19 protein-coding genes are annotated in these 16993 nt (G+C 65.6%); 2 read left to right on the top strand and 17 right to left on the bottom strand.

Annotation, left to right across the window (positions count from 1 at the left end):
* Positions 1-4: 4 nt before the first annotated feature.
* The 17 genes from JAO85_RS17265 to JAO85_RS17185 form a co-directional block, all read right to left on the bottom strand.
* Positions 5-1078 carry a sterol desaturase family protein gene (locus JAO85_RS17265; RefSeq protein WP_003069342.1) on the bottom strand — a complete coding sequence of 358 codons (1074 nt, stop codon included), beginning with the start codon at positions 1076-1078 and terminating at the stop codon, positions 5-7.
* A gap of 432 nt (positions 1079-1510) precedes the next feature.
* Positions 1511-1756, bottom strand: coding sequence for a DUF2274 domain-containing protein (locus JAO85_RS17260; protein ID WP_019726312.1), 246 nt, complete (start codon positions 1754-1756; stop codon positions 1511-1513).
* Positions 1753-3036, bottom strand: a complete 1284-nt coding sequence (locus tag JAO85_RS17255; protein WP_019726311.1) for a TrbI/VirB10 family protein — start codon at positions 3034-3036, stop codon at positions 1753-1755. Before JAO85_RS17255 ends, JAO85_RS17260 begins: the two co-directional genes overlap by 4 nt.
* Positions 3037-3038: 2 nt before the next feature.
* Positions 3039-4031 carry a P-type conjugative transfer protein TrbG gene (gene trbG, locus JAO85_RS17250; RefSeq protein WP_019726310.1) on the bottom strand — a complete coding sequence of 331 codons (993 nt, stop codon included), beginning with the start codon at positions 4029-4031 and terminating at the stop codon, positions 3039-3041.
* Complete coding sequence (trbF, locus tag JAO85_RS17245; RefSeq protein ID WP_019726309.1) at positions 4028-4732, bottom strand: conjugal transfer protein TrbF; 705 nt, start codon at positions 4730-4732, stop codon at positions 4028-4030. The genes trbG and trbF overlap by 4 nt, the downstream gene beginning before the upstream one ends.
* 11 nt (positions 4733-4743) lie before the next feature.
* Positions 4744-6093: a P-type conjugative transfer protein TrbL gene (trbL, locus tag JAO85_RS17240; RefSeq protein ID WP_019726308.1), complete on the bottom strand. Its 1350-nt coding sequence runs from the start codon at positions 6091-6093 to the stop codon at positions 4744-4746.
* Complete coding sequence (locus JAO85_RS17235) at positions 6090-6389, bottom strand: hypothetical protein (protein ID WP_019726307.1); 300 nt, start codon at positions 6387-6389, stop codon at positions 6090-6092. The genes trbL and JAO85_RS17235 overlap by 4 nt, the downstream gene beginning before the upstream one ends.
* An 11-nt stretch (positions 6390-6400) precedes the next feature.
* Positions 6401-7156, bottom strand: a complete 756-nt coding sequence (gene trbJ, locus JAO85_RS17230; RefSeq protein ID WP_019726306.1) for a P-type conjugative transfer protein TrbJ — start codon at positions 7154-7156, stop codon at positions 6401-6403.
* Positions 7153-9618: a conjugal transfer protein TrbE gene (trbE, locus tag JAO85_RS17225; RefSeq protein ID WP_034112274.1), complete on the bottom strand. Its 2466-nt coding sequence runs from the start codon at positions 9616-9618 to the stop codon at positions 7153-7155. The genes trbJ and trbE overlap by 4 nt, the downstream gene beginning before the upstream one ends.
* A gap of 12 nt (positions 9619-9630) precedes the next feature.
* On the bottom strand, positions 9631-9903 hold the full coding sequence (locus JAO85_RS17220; protein ID WP_034112276.1) for a VirB3 family type IV secretion system protein: 273 nt from the start codon (positions 9901-9903) through the stop codon (positions 9631-9633).
* Positions 9900-10292, bottom strand: coding sequence for a TrbC/VirB2 family protein (locus JAO85_RS17215; RefSeq protein WP_034112278.1), 393 nt, complete (start codon positions 10290-10292; stop codon positions 9900-9902). The genes JAO85_RS17220 and JAO85_RS17215 overlap by 4 nt, the downstream gene beginning before the upstream one ends.
* A complete protein-coding gene (trbB, locus tag JAO85_RS17210) occupies positions 10289-11341 on the bottom strand; it encodes a P-type conjugative transfer ATPase TrbB (protein ID WP_034112280.1) in 1053 nt (350 codons plus the stop codon). Before trbB ends, JAO85_RS17215 begins: the two co-directional genes overlap by 4 nt.
* On the bottom strand, positions 11338-11802 hold the full coding sequence (locus JAO85_RS17205; protein WP_034112282.1) for a CopG family transcriptional regulator: 465 nt from the start codon (positions 11800-11802) through the stop codon (positions 11338-11340). The genes trbB and JAO85_RS17205 overlap by 4 nt, the downstream gene beginning before the upstream one ends.
* On the bottom strand, positions 11799-13808 hold the full coding sequence (locus tag JAO85_RS17200) for a conjugal transfer protein TraG (RefSeq protein WP_034112285.1): 2010 nt from the start codon (positions 13806-13808) through the stop codon (positions 11799-11801). The genes JAO85_RS17205 and JAO85_RS17200 overlap by 4 nt, the downstream gene beginning before the upstream one ends.
* Positions 13809-14025: 217 nt before the next feature.
* Positions 14026-14256, bottom strand: a complete 231-nt coding sequence (locus JAO85_RS17195; protein WP_034112288.1) for an EexN family lipoprotein — start codon at positions 14254-14256, stop codon at positions 14026-14028.
* Positions 14257-14289: 33 nt separating this feature from the next.
* Positions 14290-15195, bottom strand: a complete 906-nt coding sequence (locus tag JAO85_RS17190) for a LysR family transcriptional regulator (RefSeq protein WP_034112290.1) — start codon at positions 15193-15195, stop codon at positions 14290-14292.
* A gap of 14 nt (positions 15196-15209) precedes the next feature.
* A complete protein-coding gene (locus tag JAO85_RS17185) occupies positions 15210-15422 on the bottom strand; it encodes a hypothetical protein (RefSeq protein WP_141698137.1) in 213 nt (70 codons plus the stop codon).
* 322 nt (positions 15423-15744) lie between these two features.
* Between JAO85_RS17185 and JAO85_RS17180 the strand changes: the two genes are divergently transcribed.
* Complete coding sequence (locus tag JAO85_RS17180) at positions 15745-16131, top strand: thioredoxin family protein (protein WP_034112292.1); 387 nt, start codon at positions 15745-15747, stop codon at positions 16129-16131.
* Positions 16131-16859, top strand: coding sequence for a cytochrome c biogenesis CcdA family protein (locus JAO85_RS17175; protein WP_034112294.1), 729 nt, complete (start codon positions 16131-16133; stop codon positions 16857-16859). The genes JAO85_RS17180 and JAO85_RS17175 overlap by 1 nt, the downstream gene beginning before the upstream one ends.
* Positions 16860-16993: the final 134 nt, after the last annotated feature.

Raw genomic sequence — 16993 nt, 5'->3', positions numbered from 1 at the left:
TTGGCTATTTGGCAGAGGCCGTCTGCACGCCTTGCTCGGATTGAGAGCCAGAGCCTTGATCGTCGTCATGAATGGGGCGGTAGCCCGGGCCGAAGGACACATCGCCCAGCCTCCAGCCCGCGCGGCAACTGAAGGCTCCCCAGAAGCGCTTCAAGGTGTACCACTGCATGGCGATCAGGCCGCGCTCGTTGTCGGCATCGACCTCGGGGTCGCTCACGCCCGTGGGGCGTAGTTCCTCGTCGTGATAGAGGGCTGTGCCGAACAGCTGATCCCACCAGGGCAGAACCTGGCCGAAGTTGCAGTTGTGGCGCTCGGGGCGCTCGGCATCGCGCAGCATATGGTGATTGCGGTGAAAGCGTGGGCCGACCAGCAGGCGCTCGCCCATTTGGCCCAGCCAGCCCAGACGCAGCGCTACGTTGGCATGGGAGAAGTTCTGCACCAGCTCGCTGAGCAAGCCCAGCATGGCGAACTCGGAGGGCTCCACGCCCATGGCCAGACCTACGCTGGCCAGCACAAAGCTTTGCAGCATGCCGTCCAGATAGTTGCTGCGGTCGTTGCTCCAGCAGCTCATCTGGCGCTGGCTGTGGTGCATGCTGTGCATGGCCCACCACCAGGGAATGACGTGCTGGGCGCGGTGCATCCAGTAATACGTGAAGTCGTAGACCACGTAGTACACGGCAAACAATATATAGGGGTGGCCTTCAAACCAGGGCAGCCAGGCCTTGAGGCCGCTGGCCTCCTCGGTGGCAGGCCCGCCGCCCAGCATATGGGCGACCGGCATGAGGATCAAAAAGCTGAACAGCGGAAACAGGCCCAGCAGCATGAGCAGGGTGTAGTTGCGGTCCACCGTGGTGTGGCGTCGGTCGGCCCAGCGTTCGGCGGGAAGCAGACTCTCCAGCGGCCGCATCACACAGCCGATCAGAAACAGCTGCAGCAGCGCGATCAGGATGCCGGCGGCTATCTCGCGCGGATCGCCTGCTGCCTCTGCAATATGGAGTGCGTTGACCACGGGAGTCACCGCATGCACGGAAACCCAGTCAATGGCCAGCGCCCAGTGCTGGCTGAAGAAGTCCATCATATTGTTCTGCCCATTTGTCGTCGGGCAGATTCTGGACCGGGAGTTTGTGGATTCTGTGGAGAGACGTACACCTCCAGCGCTTGTCCACTGCTTGTGGACTCGGCCTCCAAGGAGTGTTTATTGCCTGGGGGCGGCCTGGCGGCATAAAAAACTGCTCGTGTCAAGCCCTGAGCGCAAATCGCCCAGGGCTTGAAACTCTATATGGGACGCGAGGTTAGCTCTGTTTCGGGCAGTTTGGATTGACTGCTGCGTTGTGGGCTAGGTGCCACATAAGAGCGATGAGGAAGAAAGCCGGAGCGCGTTGCATCGGGGGACGTTTCCCAACAGCAGGCCGACTTGCCTTTCTCCTTTCTCTATAGTAGCCCAACTGCCCCCGGAACGACAAAGCGCAGCCTCAGGCTGCGCTTTGTCGTTGAAGTGGCGGCAAGGTCGTCAGGTCTGTTTCTGCGGAACGACCTTGGCGGTCGTTCCTTTCCTGAATCCACGATCCCCCGCCATGAATGCCTCCAGCATGTGCGGGATCAGCGTCGCCGCATCGACCGTTTCGCCGTAGGTCTGCGCATGTAGCGCGGCATAGCGGTCAAGGTCTGTCTTCAAGCCAGCGGGACATGCGAAGGTCAGCTTGACACTCTCGGTCTTCGGCAGCGGCCCCAGCCGCAGCTTCTTGGTCGTGCTCATCGCATCGCTCCCCGGTTGAAGAACAACGGTTGGTACGGCCGAAGCACGAGATCGCGGTTCACGATGATGCGAACCGGCAGGCCCGGCCGCTCGGTCAACGTCGGCTGGATGTTCATGTTGCGCCGGGTCATCTCCTGGCCTACCTGGTTCACGCTGTCCTGCAAACTGCCCTGTCCGGCGATGATGACGCGGTTGCCGTCCTGCCGGTTCTGCGGCGCGGCCAGCTCGGCGCCCACGCCCAGCAGCGTGGTCAGAGCCGCGCCGGCAAAAACGCGATCCCAATGCCAATCGACCCCATCCTCCAGGCCGGCATAGCCGGCCGGGTCGGTACCCGCCAGGTTGTCGAGCGTCAGCGAAGACGTGTCCGGCAGGATGATGCGGTTCCACACCACCTGCACGCGGCTCTGCCCGTAGCTCACCTGGCTGTTGTACTTGCCCATGAGGCGCGAACCCTGCGGGATCAGCAGGAACTTACCCGTGGCCGAGTCGTAGACAGGCTCCGTCACCGTGCCGATCACGTCGCCCGGCAGGTCGGACTTGATACCCGTCACCAGCGCGCCAGCGATCACCGTTCCGGCCATGACCTGGTACGGCGAAGCCGGCAGGGTCAGTTGGCCGGAATTGCGGGTTTCCGTAGAAGCGCCTTTCAGGAAAGCCTCTTTCTGGTCTTGTCGGTTCTGCACGGCGGTCGGGTCGGACGCGGATTGTTGAGTTTGTGCCGCCGTCGAGGCCGGCCCGGCGGCGAGCGGATCAAAGCCCGCCAAGGCCGATGCCGGGCCCGCCGCAGCGGCTTGCGCAGTCGCCGGTGCAGCGGTCTTGCCTGGATTGCCCGAGCGGAAGAACACCGTCGAGGCCGCAGCGGCATCGGCTTCCTTGCGCCGAGCATCCTCCGGGTCGTGGCCTGGCGGCGCATAGGCCGGTGTCACCGGCTGCTGTGACTTCACGATGGCCGGGCCGAGGTCGCCCGGCAGCGGTGGCCCCAGCTCCGGCACCTTCGCCGGCAGCTTGGAATAGTCGGAAGGCAGGCCGTCCAGCCCTTCGGACTTCGAGACGCGATCCACGTTGTACAGCTCGGTTTGCTCGCCCGCGCCGCGCCGATGCGGCTGCAACGACCAGATCGTGGCCCCAAGCACGGCGACCGACAGGCCGCCGGTGAGGATGGCTAGCGTGCGCCGATTCAACCGAGTCACCGGACGCGGCTGCGCGCGCAGCGCCATTGCCTCGGGCGCCACCTTGCCGGTCTGCGGCGCGGCATGGTCGGGAATGTCGTCCTGGCTCATGGTCAGTTCCTCCGCGTGCCATCCGTGCGCTCGATCCGCACCACGTCGCCCTTGTCCCCGCCCAGGCGCAGTTCGGCCGCGCCAAACAGCCGATCCACGATGTAGTACGGTGAGCGGAATCGGTAGTTGACGAGCTGGCCGTCGCCCTGCGCGCCGATCACGAACAGCGGCGGCAGCTCGCCTTGGGCAATGCCCGGCGGAAACTGGATGTAGACCTTCTCACCGTCATCGAAGGCACGCAGGGGCTTCCACGGCGGATTGCTGCCGCTGACCGCGTAGCGGAAACGGATCTTCTCCAGCGACAGGCCCGCATCGACCGGCGCAGCGGCGCTGGCCGCCTGCGCCTGGCGCTGCAGGGCCAGCATCTTGTCCTTGGGGTACTCCCAGGACACCGACGCCATCCACGTCTTCTCGGTCGAGGTCAGCTCCAGCAGGTAGGTGCGTCGGCTTGTGGTGATGACGAGATTCGTCTTCAGGCCCGAGCGGATCGGCTTGACCATCACGTTGACGCGCAACGCCTCACCGCTGCCGCTCGATGTGTCGCCCACGATCCAGCGCACCGTGTCGCCAGCGGCGACCGTCACCAGTTCCTCGCCGGGCTGGAGCGCGATCACCGTCACACGGCCCACGGCCGCATAGACCTGGTACAGCGCGCCATCAGTGAAGGGCCACACCTGAATCGCATTGACGTAGCCCTCGCGCGTGGGCGCGATGCGCGCCTCGGCATTGGCGCGGGCCACGCGCACGGTTTCATCGGCGGGTTCCACCGCAGACTTGGCATCCGGTACGGGCTTCATCTGCGCCGGCATCGGCAACACCTCGGGCACGGTCACGACCTCCACCGGCTTCGGCGCCTCGGGCAGCGGCTGGGCTTGCACCGGCTCGTCGAGCGAGATGACCGGCGGCGGCTTGCCCTGCGTGGCGCAGCCCGAGAACAAGACGCTGGATGCCAGCAAGATCAGCGGCAAGGCGGATTTACGGAAAATCGCATTCATGGTTTTGCTCCTTCGTTTCCTTCCAGTTCGCGGCTCCACGACAGTCCGTTGACGTAGATGCCTAAGGGGTTCTTACGCAGGCGCTGCTCGGTGCGCGGGGTCTGCTGCACGATGGAAATCACCGCGTTCCAGCGCTCGGTGCGATCCAGGGCGCCGTTGACGTAGCGCGTCTCCGTCCAGCGCACGTTGAAAGACGTGTCGCTGGCGCGGGTCACGCTGGTGATCTGCACCGTCACCGACTCCTTGCCGATGCGCGCGAACGGATCGTTCACGCGGGCGTAGTCGTTTAGCACCACGGCGCCCTTGTCGGTGGTGTAGTTGTAGGCATCGAGCCAGTTCTGCCGAACCACGATGGGGTCGATGGACAGCGAGCGCACCAGGCCGATGAAGCGGCCCAGGTGGTAGGCCACCTGCGCATCGCTGGGCCGGTACGGCGTGGCGGCTTCGCCCACGGTACGCACCTGCCCAGCCTGATCGACCTCGATCACATAGGGCGTCACGATGGACTGCGCCGAGCGCCAGACCAGGCCACCGGCCATCAGCAATGCGAGAGCGAGGCAGCCGAAGGCCATCAGGCGCCAGTTCTTCGCCTGCACGCGCGGCGAGCCGATGCGCTCGTCCCAGACCTGGCCTGCGGCTTGGTACGGCGTGGCGGGCTGCGACGTGTCGGCGTAGCGCACCTGGGGTCTTTTGAATCGCATGGTCTATCTCCTTATGAGTCGGAATCGCGCAGGCTGGGGCCTTGGCTGGAGCTGCCGCCATCGCCACCGCGCAGCGTGTGGGCGGCAGTCGTCGCGGCATGGGTCAGTTGCTGCCTGCGATGCAGGCGCTTGGCCCAGGCGGGCTGTTCGGCAGCGGTAGGCGCTGCCGAATCGGCTGCGCTCTGCGGGCCACTGGATGCAGGGGCGTCATCCGGCCGGAAGGCAGCGGCGACACGCTCCTTCATCGAGCGCGCGCCATCGGCCACCTTCTGCCCGGCGGCCTGCGCGCCGGTCTTGGCGACATTGCCCACGCCGGCGGCTGCGCCTTTGAAGCCACCGCCAGCGGACGCGGAGCCGGCCTGAAACGCCGACTTCGCGCTGCTGGCGGCCCCGACGGCGGCACGTGCACCGCTGCCGGCCAGCTTGGCCGCAGCCGGAGCCATGCGCGCGCCGGCTGCGACAGCACCGCCGACGCCCGTGGCCGCTGCACCCACGGCAACCGCAGCGCCGGCCGCGCCCAGCGCGGCACCGGCCATCGCGCCCGCGCCGAGCTGCGGGCCACCCGACACCAGCCCGGCCGCAATGCCTGGCCCGAAGATGCCCAGCGCCAGCAGGGTCAGCGAGGCCAGCATGACAACGACCGAATGGTCGATGGATGGCTCGGCCGGCTGCACCTGGAACTCGGCGAACAGGCCCGAGCCAATGCCCACGATGACGGCCAGCACCAGCACCTTGATGCCCGAGGACACCACGTTGCCCAGCACCTTTTCTGCCAGGAACGCGGTCTTGTTCCACAGCGCGAACGGCACCAGCACGAAGCCCGCGAGCGTGGTCAGCTTGAACTCGATCAGCGTGATGAAAAGCTGGATCGCCAGCACGAAGAAGCACAGCAGGACGATCAGCCAGGCGAGGAACATCACGACGATGGGCGTGATGTTCACGAACACCTCAGGAAATCCCGCCATGTCGCCGATCTGCTTGAGGATCGGCGCCCCGGCGTCGATGCCGACCTTGGCCAGCCTGCCCGGTTGCAGGAAGTTCTCCATGCTCAGGGTCGAGCCGCTGGCGGTCAGGCCCAGGCCCGCGAACGAACGGAACACGATGCCGGCCAGCCAGTTGAAGTTGCCGATGATGTAGGCGAAGGCGCCGACGTACAGCACCTTGCGGATCAGCTTGGCGATCACGTCCTCGCCCTGGCCGGTGGCATGTCCCATCGCCCAGAAGAGCCCGGCGATGGTCATGTCGATGACGATCAGCGTGGCAGTGAGAAAGGCCACCTCGCCATGCAGCAGGCCAAAGCCCGAGTCGATGTAGCGCGAGAACGTATCGAGAAAACGGTCGATGATGGTCACGTCGTTCATGGCGAGTCCTCCTGCCCTGGCCCGTTGCCATCGGCGGGCTCATCGAAGCTGGGCGGAATCGGCGGCAGGTCGGCGGGCGTCTGGTACTCGCCGGGGCCGGCCTTGCCGGAGAGAAAGCGGCGCAGGTCGGCTTGCGCCACCTGCGCGCAGAACGCGCCGCCGTGCTCGCCCGCACGGCATTGCGCGCGCAGCGTGTGCAGCCGGGACGGGTCAGCGGCCAGTGCATCCACCGCGGGCGGCCGGTCGCAGCCGGCCAACAGGGACGTGAGAGCGAACAGGACGGGCGCGTTCTTCATGGCCGTCCCCGTCAGCGGTTGTAGAAATGGACGGGCTGCGGCGTGTACGGCGTGCCTTCGCCCAGGAAGCGGCGCGTCACCTCGCGCCCGCGCTCCGTGGCCGCGGCCTGCCTCGCCAGCTCCAGCGAGGCGGCCCGGTCTTGCGTGATCTGGAGCCGCTGCGTCTGGATCGACTGCTTGGCCTGCAGGGCGAGCAACTGGTTCATGGCCTGCATCGCCTGCAACGCGCCCTCCGCCGACTGGCTCTTGCCCACGAGGTCGGCCAGCACGCTTTCGTCGTCGCTCAGGTTCTGCGACGCTTGGGCCTGCATCTGCATGGTGGTCTGCAGGCCGTTGAGCGTGTTCTTCCAGCGCTCCTGCGCATCGAGGTACATCTGATTGCCGCTCACCGTGGCGGCGTACTTCTCGGGGTACAGGCGCGAAAACTCGCGGTCGATGTTCGTCACGTCGTAGGCCAGGCCTTTGGCCTGCGCGATGAGGCGCTGGGTGGTCGCCAGGTTCGCGCGCAACTGGCCCACCACGCTGGACGGCAGGCTGGCCAAGTTGCGCGCCTGGTTGATGAGCATCTGCGCTTCGTTCTGGAGCTGGCGGATCTGGTTGTTGATCTGCTCCAGCGTGCGAACGGCGGTGAGCGTGTTCTGCACCAGATTGGTCGGGTCGAGCACGATGTCGCCGACGCCGAACAGCGCGTGCGCGGGCTGCGCGATGCCGAAGGCGAGCACGCAGGCGGCGGTCAACGCGGCGAGCTTGGGAGCATGGGTTTTCATGGGTGGTTCTCCTGCGGATGGGTGGGAACAAAGGCGGCGCCCGGCGGCGTGCCGGGGAAGTCACGCAGCAGCTCGGCCGCCCAATCGAGGCTGCGGTGGCGCAGCCATGCGGCTGCGAACGTGGAAGAAGCGGTGGAAGCCACGGTGAGCACCGCGTCGATGTCGCGCTGGTCTTGCGGCGTGGAAGCGCCCGCGAAGGCCAGCACCGCCGGCCCCAGGTCAAGGTCGAACAGGCGATTGCCGAGACGGGATTGGTAGTAGTAGTCGCGCTTGGGCTGCGCGGTGGCGACGATCTCGATCTGCCGGCTGTTGAGGCCGAAGCCTTCGTAGATCGTGCGAATCTGCGGTTCTGTCGCCTGCGGATTGGCCAGGAAGATGCGGCTGGCGCAGCTCTCAATGATGGCCGGCGCGATGCTCGAATCCTTGATGTCCGCGAGCGACTGCGTGGAGAAGATGACGCTGACGTTCTTCTTGCGCAGCGTCTTGAGCCACTGGCGAATGCGCGCGGCAAACGCGGGCTCGTCGAGGAACAGCCACGCCTCATCGAGGATCAGCAGCGTCGGCGCCCCGTCGAAGCGCTCATCGAAGCGGGCGAACAGATAGCGCAGCACCGCCTGCACCGCAGCCTTGCTGTGCATTAGCTCTTCCATCTCGAAGCCTTGCACGTCGGCCATGCCCAGTCGGTCGCGGTCGGCGTCCAGCAGCTTGCCGTGGGCACCGCCCAGCACATAGGGCGCGAGCGCCTGGCGCAGCGCGTTCGATTGCAGCAGCACCGACAGGCCGGTCATGGTGCGCTGTTCCACCGGCGCACCGGCAAGGCTGCCAAGTGCCGACCAGACCGCCGCCTTTTCTTCGGGGCCGACGGCGACACCTTCGTGCAGCAAGCGGCCCTCGATCCATTCGGCGGCCCAGGTTCGGTAGCCATCGCGGTCGATGCGCGCCAAGGGCTGGAAAGCGATCTCGCCATCCAGCCCGAGGTCGTAGTGCTCGCCGCCGAGGCCCAGGATCGTGGCGCGCATCGAGCGCCCCATGTCGAACGCGAAGATGCGCGAGCCGCGATAGCGGCGGAACTGCATCGCCAGGGTGGCGAGCAAGACCGACTTGCCCATGCCGGTCGGGCCGGCCACCAGCGTGTGGCCCACGTCGCCGATGTGCGTCACCAGCCGGAACGGTGTCGCGCCTTCGGTGCGCGTGACGATCAACGGCGGGCCGTCGAGGTGTTCGTTCTTCTCCGGCCCGGCCCACACGGCGGACACCGGCATCAGGTGCGCCAAATTCAGCGTCGAGACGATGGGCTGGCGCACGTTCGCGTAGGCATGCCCCGGAATCGAGGACAGCCACGCATCCACGGCGTTGAGCGTTTCGGGGATGGTGACGAAGCCGCGCCCCTGGATGACGCGCTCCACCATGCGCAGCTTTTCATCTGCCACGGCGGGATCGGCATCGAGCACCGTTACCGTGGCGGTGAGGTAGCCGAAGGCCACTTGATCGCTGCCCAGCTCCTGCAAGGCGGCGTTCGCGTCGGCGGCCTTGTTGCTGGCATCCGTGTCCACCAGCGGGCTTTCCTGCTGGAAGATCGTTTCGCGCAGCAGCGCGATGACGTTCTTGCGCTTGGCGAACCACTGGCGGCGCAGGCGGGCGAGTTCTTTTTCCGCCTCGGATTTGTCGAGGCAGAGAAAGCGCGTGCTCCAGCGGTACGCAAACCCCAGGCGGTTGAGGTCGTCCAGAATCCCCGGCCAGGTCGAGGTCGGGAAGCCCCGCACTGTCGCAATACGCAGGTGCTGGTCGCCCAGCATCGGCGCGAGGCCGCCGACCAGCGGGGCATCGGCCAGCAGCGCATCGAGGTGAAACGGCACTTCAGGTACGCCCACACGGTAGCGCCGCGTCGAGATAGCCGCGTGCAGGTAGGTCAGCGTCTGGCTGTCGTCCAGCCAGGCAATCTCCGGCATCACGCCATCAAGCAGGTCAAAGACGCGATCTGTTTCCGCGATGAAGGCGGTCAGTCGCTCGCGCCAGTCCACGCCTTCGGTGGGACGGTTCTCGTACAACATGCCCGCCGCGCGGGCGCGGGATTCCTCGGGCGGCAGGTACACCAGCGTCAGGTGGTAGCCGCTCTCGAAATGGTTGCCCGATTCCTCGAACGCTGCCCGGCGTTCCTCGTCCACTAGCCAAGACAACGGTTCGGGAAAGTCGGAATGTGGGTAGTCGGCCGCAGCGCGGCGCTCGGCCTCGATGAACAGCGCCCAGCCCGAGCCCATCCGGCGCAGCGCGTTGTTCAAGCGGGCCGACGTGGCGATCAGCTCGCCTTGCGTGGCGCTGTCGAGGTCAGGCCCGCGAAACCGCGCCGTGCGCTGGAAACTGCCGTCCTTGTTCAAGACGACGCCCGGCGCGATCAGCCCGGCCCAGGGCAGCCAGTCGGCCAGCAGCGCGGGCCGCTGGCGGTATTCGGCAAGGTTCAGCATGGCGGCGTCCCCTCACACGTCCAGCAGCGGGCGGTGCTTGATGTGCCGGGCAAACACGGCCATGAACTGCGGATCGACACGCGCACCCCAGACCGCCAGCGCGTGGCCGACGATCCAGAGCACCACGCCCGGAATCCACAGTTGCAGGCCCAGCCCGACGGCGGCGGCCAGCGTGCCGTTGGCAATCGCCACGGTGCGCGGTGCACCGCCCATCAAGATCGGCTCGGTCAGCGAGCGATGCAGCGGCACCTCGAACCCGGCCGCGAAGGTGTCAGACCCGCTCATACGACAGCTCCGCCGGAGAAGCTGAAGAAGGACAGGAAGAAGCTCGAAGCCGCGAAGGCGATGCTCAAGCCGAACACGATCTGGATCAGCTTGCGAAAACCGCCCGACGTGTCGCCAAAGGCGAGCGCCAGGCCCGTCGCGATGATGATGATGACCGCGACGATGCGCGCCACCGGCCCTTGAATCGACTCCAAAATCGACTGCAACGGGCCTTCCCAGGGCATCGAGGAGCCGGCGGCCTGCGCGGTGCCGGCCAGAAACAGCAGCAGCGCGGACAGCAGCAGCCCTTGCGCCGCAGGGCGACCCAGGCTGTGCAGCCGCGACCGTGTGGGCAGGCGCAAAGCCGGATTTGCAGAAAAACGGAAAGCAGGAACGATCATCTGCGTCATGGCAGTTCTCCAGGTTGGTCAGGGGACGGGGAAATCGCCGCAGCGGGTGCGGCATCGGGAAGTGGCAGCAGCTCGGGGAACGGCGTCTCCAGTGCGTCCGCCAGTTGGTAGCCCACGCCGTCGAAGCCGACGACGCGGGCGATGCTCTCGATGCGGCGCTTGCGCCCACGCCCAGCGATGTGGATCACCACGTTGACCGCCTCGGCGATCAGCGCACGCGGCGGGTTCACCGCCACTTCGAGAATCAGTTGCTCCAGGCGCAGCAGCGCGCCCAGTGCGGAGCCGGCGTGGATCGTGGCGATGCCGCCGGGGTGGCCCGTGCCCCATACCTTGATGAGATCCAGCGCCTCGGCGCCGCGCACCTCGCCAACGACCACGCGATCCGGGCGCAGGCGCATGGATGAGCGCACCAGCTCGGTCATGGACACCACGCCAGCGCGGGTGCGCAGCGGTACGTGGTCGCGGGCCGCGCATTGCAGTTCCACCGTGTCTTCGAGCACCAGCACGCGGTCGCCCGTGGCGGCTATCTCGGCGAGCAGAGCATTGGCAAGGGTCGTCTTGCCGCTGCTGGTGGCCCCGGCGATCAGGATGTTCTTGCGCTCGCGCACAGCGCGAACCAGAAAGCCCGCCTGTGCGGCCGTCATCATTCCCTCCACGACGTACCGCTCCAGCGGAATGACGCCGATGGCGCGCTTGCGCAGCGCGAAGGCCGGCCCCGGTGCAGCGGGCGGCAAGATGCCCTCGAAGCGTTCGCCGGTTTCGGGCAACTCGGCCGATAGCAGCGGCTGGCCGCGATGCACTTCCGCACCGACATGGGCCGCGACGAGGCGGATGATTCGCTCGCCATCGGCTTCGGGCATCTCCACGCCCATCGGGGCGCGACCCGAGGACAGGCGATCCACCCAGAGGGTGCGATCCGGGTTGAGCATGATTTCCACCACGTCCGGGTCTTCGAGCGCGGCGGCGATCAGCGGCCCCATTGCCGTGCGCAGCATCTGGATACGTCGGTCAAGCGCCGCAGTGGTCATGGATTGGGGAGTGGTGCTCATGACGCACGCTCCTGGGCCTGGGCGGCTGCCGCCGTGCCCCCCATTCGCATCGGGTCGGGATGCAGTTCCTCCACCACGTCACGCACGAGGCTGCGCCCGCGCAGCAGGTGGCGGCCGAGCTGTTCGACGAACTGCTCGAAGCGCGCCTTGCCCTGGGCGCGGGCCGCGTCTTGGTGGGCCTCGGGAACCGGCGTGCTGACCGTGAGGTAGTAGCGGATGAACAGCGCCAGCGTCTCGATGGCGATGTTCTGGTCACGCTCCATGCGCTCGGCTTGGCGCGACAGCCGATCCAGCCGCTTGGCGATGGCCGCTTCGCGCTGGTCGGCCGCGTCCGGCGACAGCCAAGACGCTAAGGCGGCAGCGACGATGCTGGACTTGGACACGCCTTTCTTGGCGGCCAGTTCATCGAGCCGCTGGGCGTGCTCGGGCTGGATAAAGAGGTTCAGGCGGTAGTGGCTCATAGCTCGATTCCGTCGTTGGGGTCGAGGGATGCCAGCCGGGCCGTGCGCTGCATGGCCGGATCAAGCTGGCGCGGAAGGGGAAGCGGCAGGTCGTCGTCGTCATCGAGCAGGCCGAGGTCGGCCGCGGGCGCGGCGCTCTCGGGGTCGTAGGCGACGGCCTCAGTTAGCTCTGGCTGGCGGCGCGGGCAGCCGTCGTCGGCCGTGCCCAGGTGTTCCAGGCCATCGGCGGATGACGTAGCCGGTGCGGCAGGCGTCGGCGGAATCGCCAGTCCGCTCCAGTCGTCGGGGCGTACCGGAGGAACATCGGCATAGCGCCCGGCAGCGAGCACAGGCGGTGACAGCACGCGCCGCTTGAAATTGCTGTCTGCGTAGTAGCGCAGCTTCTTGGCCTTGATCGGCGCGACGCTGGAGACCATCACCACGGCCTCGTCGGGCGGAAGCTGCATGACTTCGCCCGGCGTCAGCAGCGGGCGGGCCGTCTCCTGCCGCGACACCATCAGGTGGCCCAGCCACGGCGCGAGCCGATGACCAGCGTAGTTGCGCTGCGCGCGTAGCTCGGTAGCGGTGCCAAGCGTTTCGGAAATGCGCTTGGCGGTGCGTTCGTCGTTGGTGGCGAACGTCACGCGCACATGGCAGTTGTCCAGAATCGAATGGTTCTGCCCATACGCCTTGTCGATCTGGTTGAGCGACTGCGCGATGAGAAAACTGCGGATGCCGTAGCCCGCCATGAAGGCCAGTGCCGTCTCGAAGAAGTCGAGCCGGCCCAAGGCCGGGAATTCGTCGAGCATCAGCAGCAACTTGTGGCGGCGCTCGATGCCATCGCTGCCGTCGAGTGATTCGGTGAGCCGCCGGCCGATCTGGTTGAGGATCAGGCGGATGAGCGGTTTGGTGCGCGAAATGTCCGAAGGCGGCACCACGAGGTACAGCGATACGGGGTGCTCGACGGAAATGAGATCGGCGATGCGCCAGTCGCAGCGCGAGGTGACTTCGGCCACCGTCGGGTCGCGGTACAGGCCGAGGAACGACATGGCCGTGGACAAGACGCCCGAGCGCTCGTTGTCCGACTTGTTGAGCACTTCGCGCGCCGCAGAGGCAACCACCGGATGCGGGCCATCGCCCAGATGGGGCGTGGTCATCATCCGGTGCAAGGTCAGCTCGAATGGGCTGGCCGGATCGGAGAGGAAGTTGGCGACGCCGCGCAGCGTCTTGTCCTCGCCCGCGTAGAGCACATGCAAGATGGCCCCGACCAGCAGCGCGTGCGAAGTCTTCTCCCAATGGTTGCGCCGCTCCAGCGCGCCTTCGGGATCGACCAGAATGTCCGCGATGTTCTGCACGTCGCGCACTTCATGCGCGCCGCGTCGCACCTCCAGCAGCGGGTTGTAGGCCGCCGACTTCGCATCCGTGGGGTTGAACAACAGGCAATGCGAGAAGCGCGAGCGCCAGCCGGCGGTGATCTGCCAGTTCTCGCCCTTGATGTCGTGGATGACGGCGGACGCGGGCCAGGAAAGCAGTGTCGGCACCACCAGGCCAACGCCTTTGCCGCTGCGCGTGGGCGCAAAGGTCAAGACGTGTTCTGGGCCTTCATGGCGCAGGTACTGCCGGTTATGCTGGCCGAGGAACACGCCGGCTGGCTGCGTTAGACCCGCCTTGCGAATGTCCTCCGCGTTCGCCCAGCGGGCCGAGCCGTAGGTGGTGACGAGGCGTGATTGGCGCGAGCGCCAGATCGACATGCCGATGGCAACCAGCACGGCGACAAGGCCGCTGCCGCCGGCAATCGCGCCGCCAATGTCGAAGACACGCGGTGCGTAGGCGTCGAAGAAGAACCACCACTCGAACAGCCGCCACGGGTGATAGACCGGCGTGCCCAGGAAGTCGAACCAGGGCGAGCCAAGGCGTACTTGATAGCCAAGGGCTGCTGCCGTCCATTGTGTGGCTGCCCACACGCCGGCGATCACGATGCCGAATACGACGGCAATCTGACCGAACAGCACGTTCGTCCCTTGCATGACCTTGTCTCCAATCACGGCACACGGAGGTGCCGCAGCACTGAGGATCAAGGCGCGTGCGCAGGTCGGTCAAAGGCCGTTCTGGCGGCAATTCAGGCTGAAAAGGCCAGATTTCTTGCAAGGGCGAAGACAATAAAAACGCCGCGAACGCGAGCGCGTTGCGGCGTGATGAGGTAACGGCGCGAATTCTGTCGCGGCGTAGCGACTGCGAGGGGCGCTACTTGGATTTCTGCTCGGGTCGATCACCGAAGAAGCGCCGATTGGCGGCTTCGGCCGCGCGCACGCAGAGTTCGTCGCCGACCTTCGCGCGATCCTCCTTGCATTGGCGCTGGAGTTCCTTGATGCGCTCAGGATGGGCCACAAGGTAGTCCACAGTTTCCGAAGGTTGGGATTGACCGCATGCCGCCAATGCGGCGGCGATCATCAGCAGCGGTAGCAATTTGTTCATGGCTCCAGTCCTTTCATCGCAGTTCTGGAAATCTTAGGCAGTGCCAATGTCATCTGTTGAATCGAGGCAAGCAACTCGTTCAATGAAGCGAGTCAACATCTCGCATGGCTCCATGTCGCGGCGAAGTAGATAGGTTGTCAACATCGGTGGTTGTCCCGCTAACGGCCGACCTATGACGCCAGGCTCGCGGCTGCCTGTGATGTGCGCCGTGCCGGCCAACCCCAATGCAATTCCAGCAGAAACGAGTGTCATCATCAGATCGAAGCTGGCGACGTGCTGGACGATCAACGGCTCTTGTTCATGTTTGCGCAGGATACGTTCGACCTGCCGTGCATGGCCCTCGCATACGGCTGGATCGCCCAGAACCAGCGGATGGCGCAATACTTCCTCCAACGGAACGCGCTTATAGGCCAGCACCGGATGGCGTGCCGGCACCGCCAGCATCAATTCATCTTCCCAGGCGGGAGCAACCAAGATGCCATCACCCACGTCATCTGCCATCGAAAATCCAGCATCGTATAGGTCATCGTGAAGACCCTTGATCTGCTGGGCTAGTGGCACTTCAAACAGCCGTATCTCTACTTCGGGATCTTCTTCACGGCATCGTGCCAGCAAGGCCGGCAAGCGCGAAGGCGTCACACCATCGGACAAGGCGATGCGCAACTGACCGTGAAAGCCGTTGGCAGCGGATTTGACGCTATCGCGCGCTTGCTCCAATGCAGCGAAGATGCGCGGCACGTGCTCCAAGAGTAGTCGGCCAGCGCGGGTCAATTGCGTGCTGCGGGTGGTGCGAACGAAAAGGCGTGCGCTAAGTTCTTCCTCTAGTTCCTTGATGGTACGGGATAGCGGCGACTGGTCAATGTGCAGTCGTTCGGCGGCACGAGCGAAGTGGAGTTCCTCCGCAACCGCAAGAAAGCATCGTAGATGACGTAGCTCCATGTTCGTGGATCGAGCTACAGCAGCGACTTGCGCTCGTTGCGAACCCGAATGGCTTTCATTAGTCCCGCGAGCCAGCAGGCGGGACACCCGCGCATAAGATAGATGGCCAAACCAAATAGCCCTGCCGCAGGCCAAAAGTTAGGGGTTAAAACGATGGCGCCCGCAATGGATGTCACGGCCAATGCGCCACGAACCAATTGCGCTTTAACAGAAGTGCTGCAATACATGATGCGCTCCTATCACCTGGGAACGGTGCGACGGGAAGAACTGAGAGATGCTGAGGACGCCCCCCTTGGGCGGCCGCACTACTCCCTCCTGCCAATAAGAGGGGCGCAACCGCCAAAACGGTTCGCCGCATGTGCAAAAAAGCTGGCCCTGCCAAAAGCGGGGACAGATTCCGCAGTGCGGCCTCGCAGATTTTTTTCGCTCGGATGCGAACCATCTTGACGACTCCCCGCCTCTTAGGAAGAGGCCGTCACTCTTGGCGACCGTGTTCGCCCGCGCGAGTCATCGCCTTGGGCGGTTCTCCCCTTATTCAGGATTACGCCCATGAAACTACGTATGACCGCCGCCTTTCTCGCTCTTGCCACGTTCGCCAGCATCGCCAGCGCCGGGGAGATCAAACCGTTCAGCCAAGCCGAGTTCGACCGTCTGACGCAGGCTGGCCAGCCCGTGGTAGTGGACGTCAGCGCGACGTGGTGCCCGACCTGCAAGGCGCAGAAGCCGATCTTGGAAACCCTAATGAAGCAGCCCGCCTACAAGGACGTGACCTTGCTGACCGTGGACTTCGACAGCGAAAAGAGCACCGTCCGGGCCTTCAAGGTCAGCATGCAAAGTACGCTGGTAGGCTTCAAAGGCACCCAGGAAGTGGCCCGCTCCGTGGGCGACACCACCGAGGCCGGCATCGAGGGCCTGATTCAGAAGACCACGCGCTGATGACGCTCGGCCTCGGTTCCTACGGCCTCGGACTGCTCGCGGGGGTGCTTTCCACGCTGTCGCCTTGCGTCCTGCCCATCGTACCGATCCTGATTGGCTCGGCGGTCAACGCCCATCGGCACGCGCCGTTGGCCCTGGCGGGCGGCCTCGCTCTGTCCTATGCCATTGTCGGCACGGCGCTGGCCTGGGCAGGCGCCTCGCTCGGCATCGACACAACGATCTTCCGGGGCGTGGGCGCGGCCGTCCTGGGACTGTTAGGCGTGGTGCTCATGTCCAGCGCCCTCCAGCAGCTGTTTGCGTCGCTGACGGCCGGCATCGGCAATGCCGGGAACGACCTGCTTGCGCGTGTCCAACTGGACGGGCTGACGGGGCAGTTCGTGGTGGGCCTAGTGCTGGGGCTGGTCTGGAGTCCCTGCGTGGGGCCGACGCTTGGCGCGGCCATCGTTCTGGCCAGCCAGGGTACGAACCTGGCGCAAGCAGGCTCGATGATGGCGGTGTTCGGTATCGGCGCGGCATTGCCCCTGGTTGCACTGGCCTATGTGTCGCGCAGCGCGATCGGCCGCACGCGATCCAAGCTCCTGCACGCCGGCAAGGCCGGGAAAGTCCTGTTGGGCGCGATCATGCTTGCCCTGGCCGCCCTGATCCTGACAGGCGCCGACAAGCCGATGGAAGCATGGCTTGTGGAACATTCACCGGCCTGGCTCACACAACTGACGACGAGGTTCTGAGCCATGCCGCGCCCGAATTTCACCTTCGTTTCGACAGGGTGACGCCGTGGGAAACATCTTGGACAGCATCGCGCGCCGCTGTGGAGAAGGACTGAGCCGCTACCTCAGTCGGCCCCACCATGTGCATAGCGTGG

It is taken from the genome of Comamonas sp. NyZ500 (genome assembly GCF_016772095.1).
GTDB lineage: Bacteria > Pseudomonadota > Gammaproteobacteria > Burkholderiales > Burkholderiaceae_C > Comamonas > Comamonas thiooxydans.
Note: the sequence above shows the minus strand (reverse complement) of the source record. Positions and strands in the feature narration are given on the sequence as shown.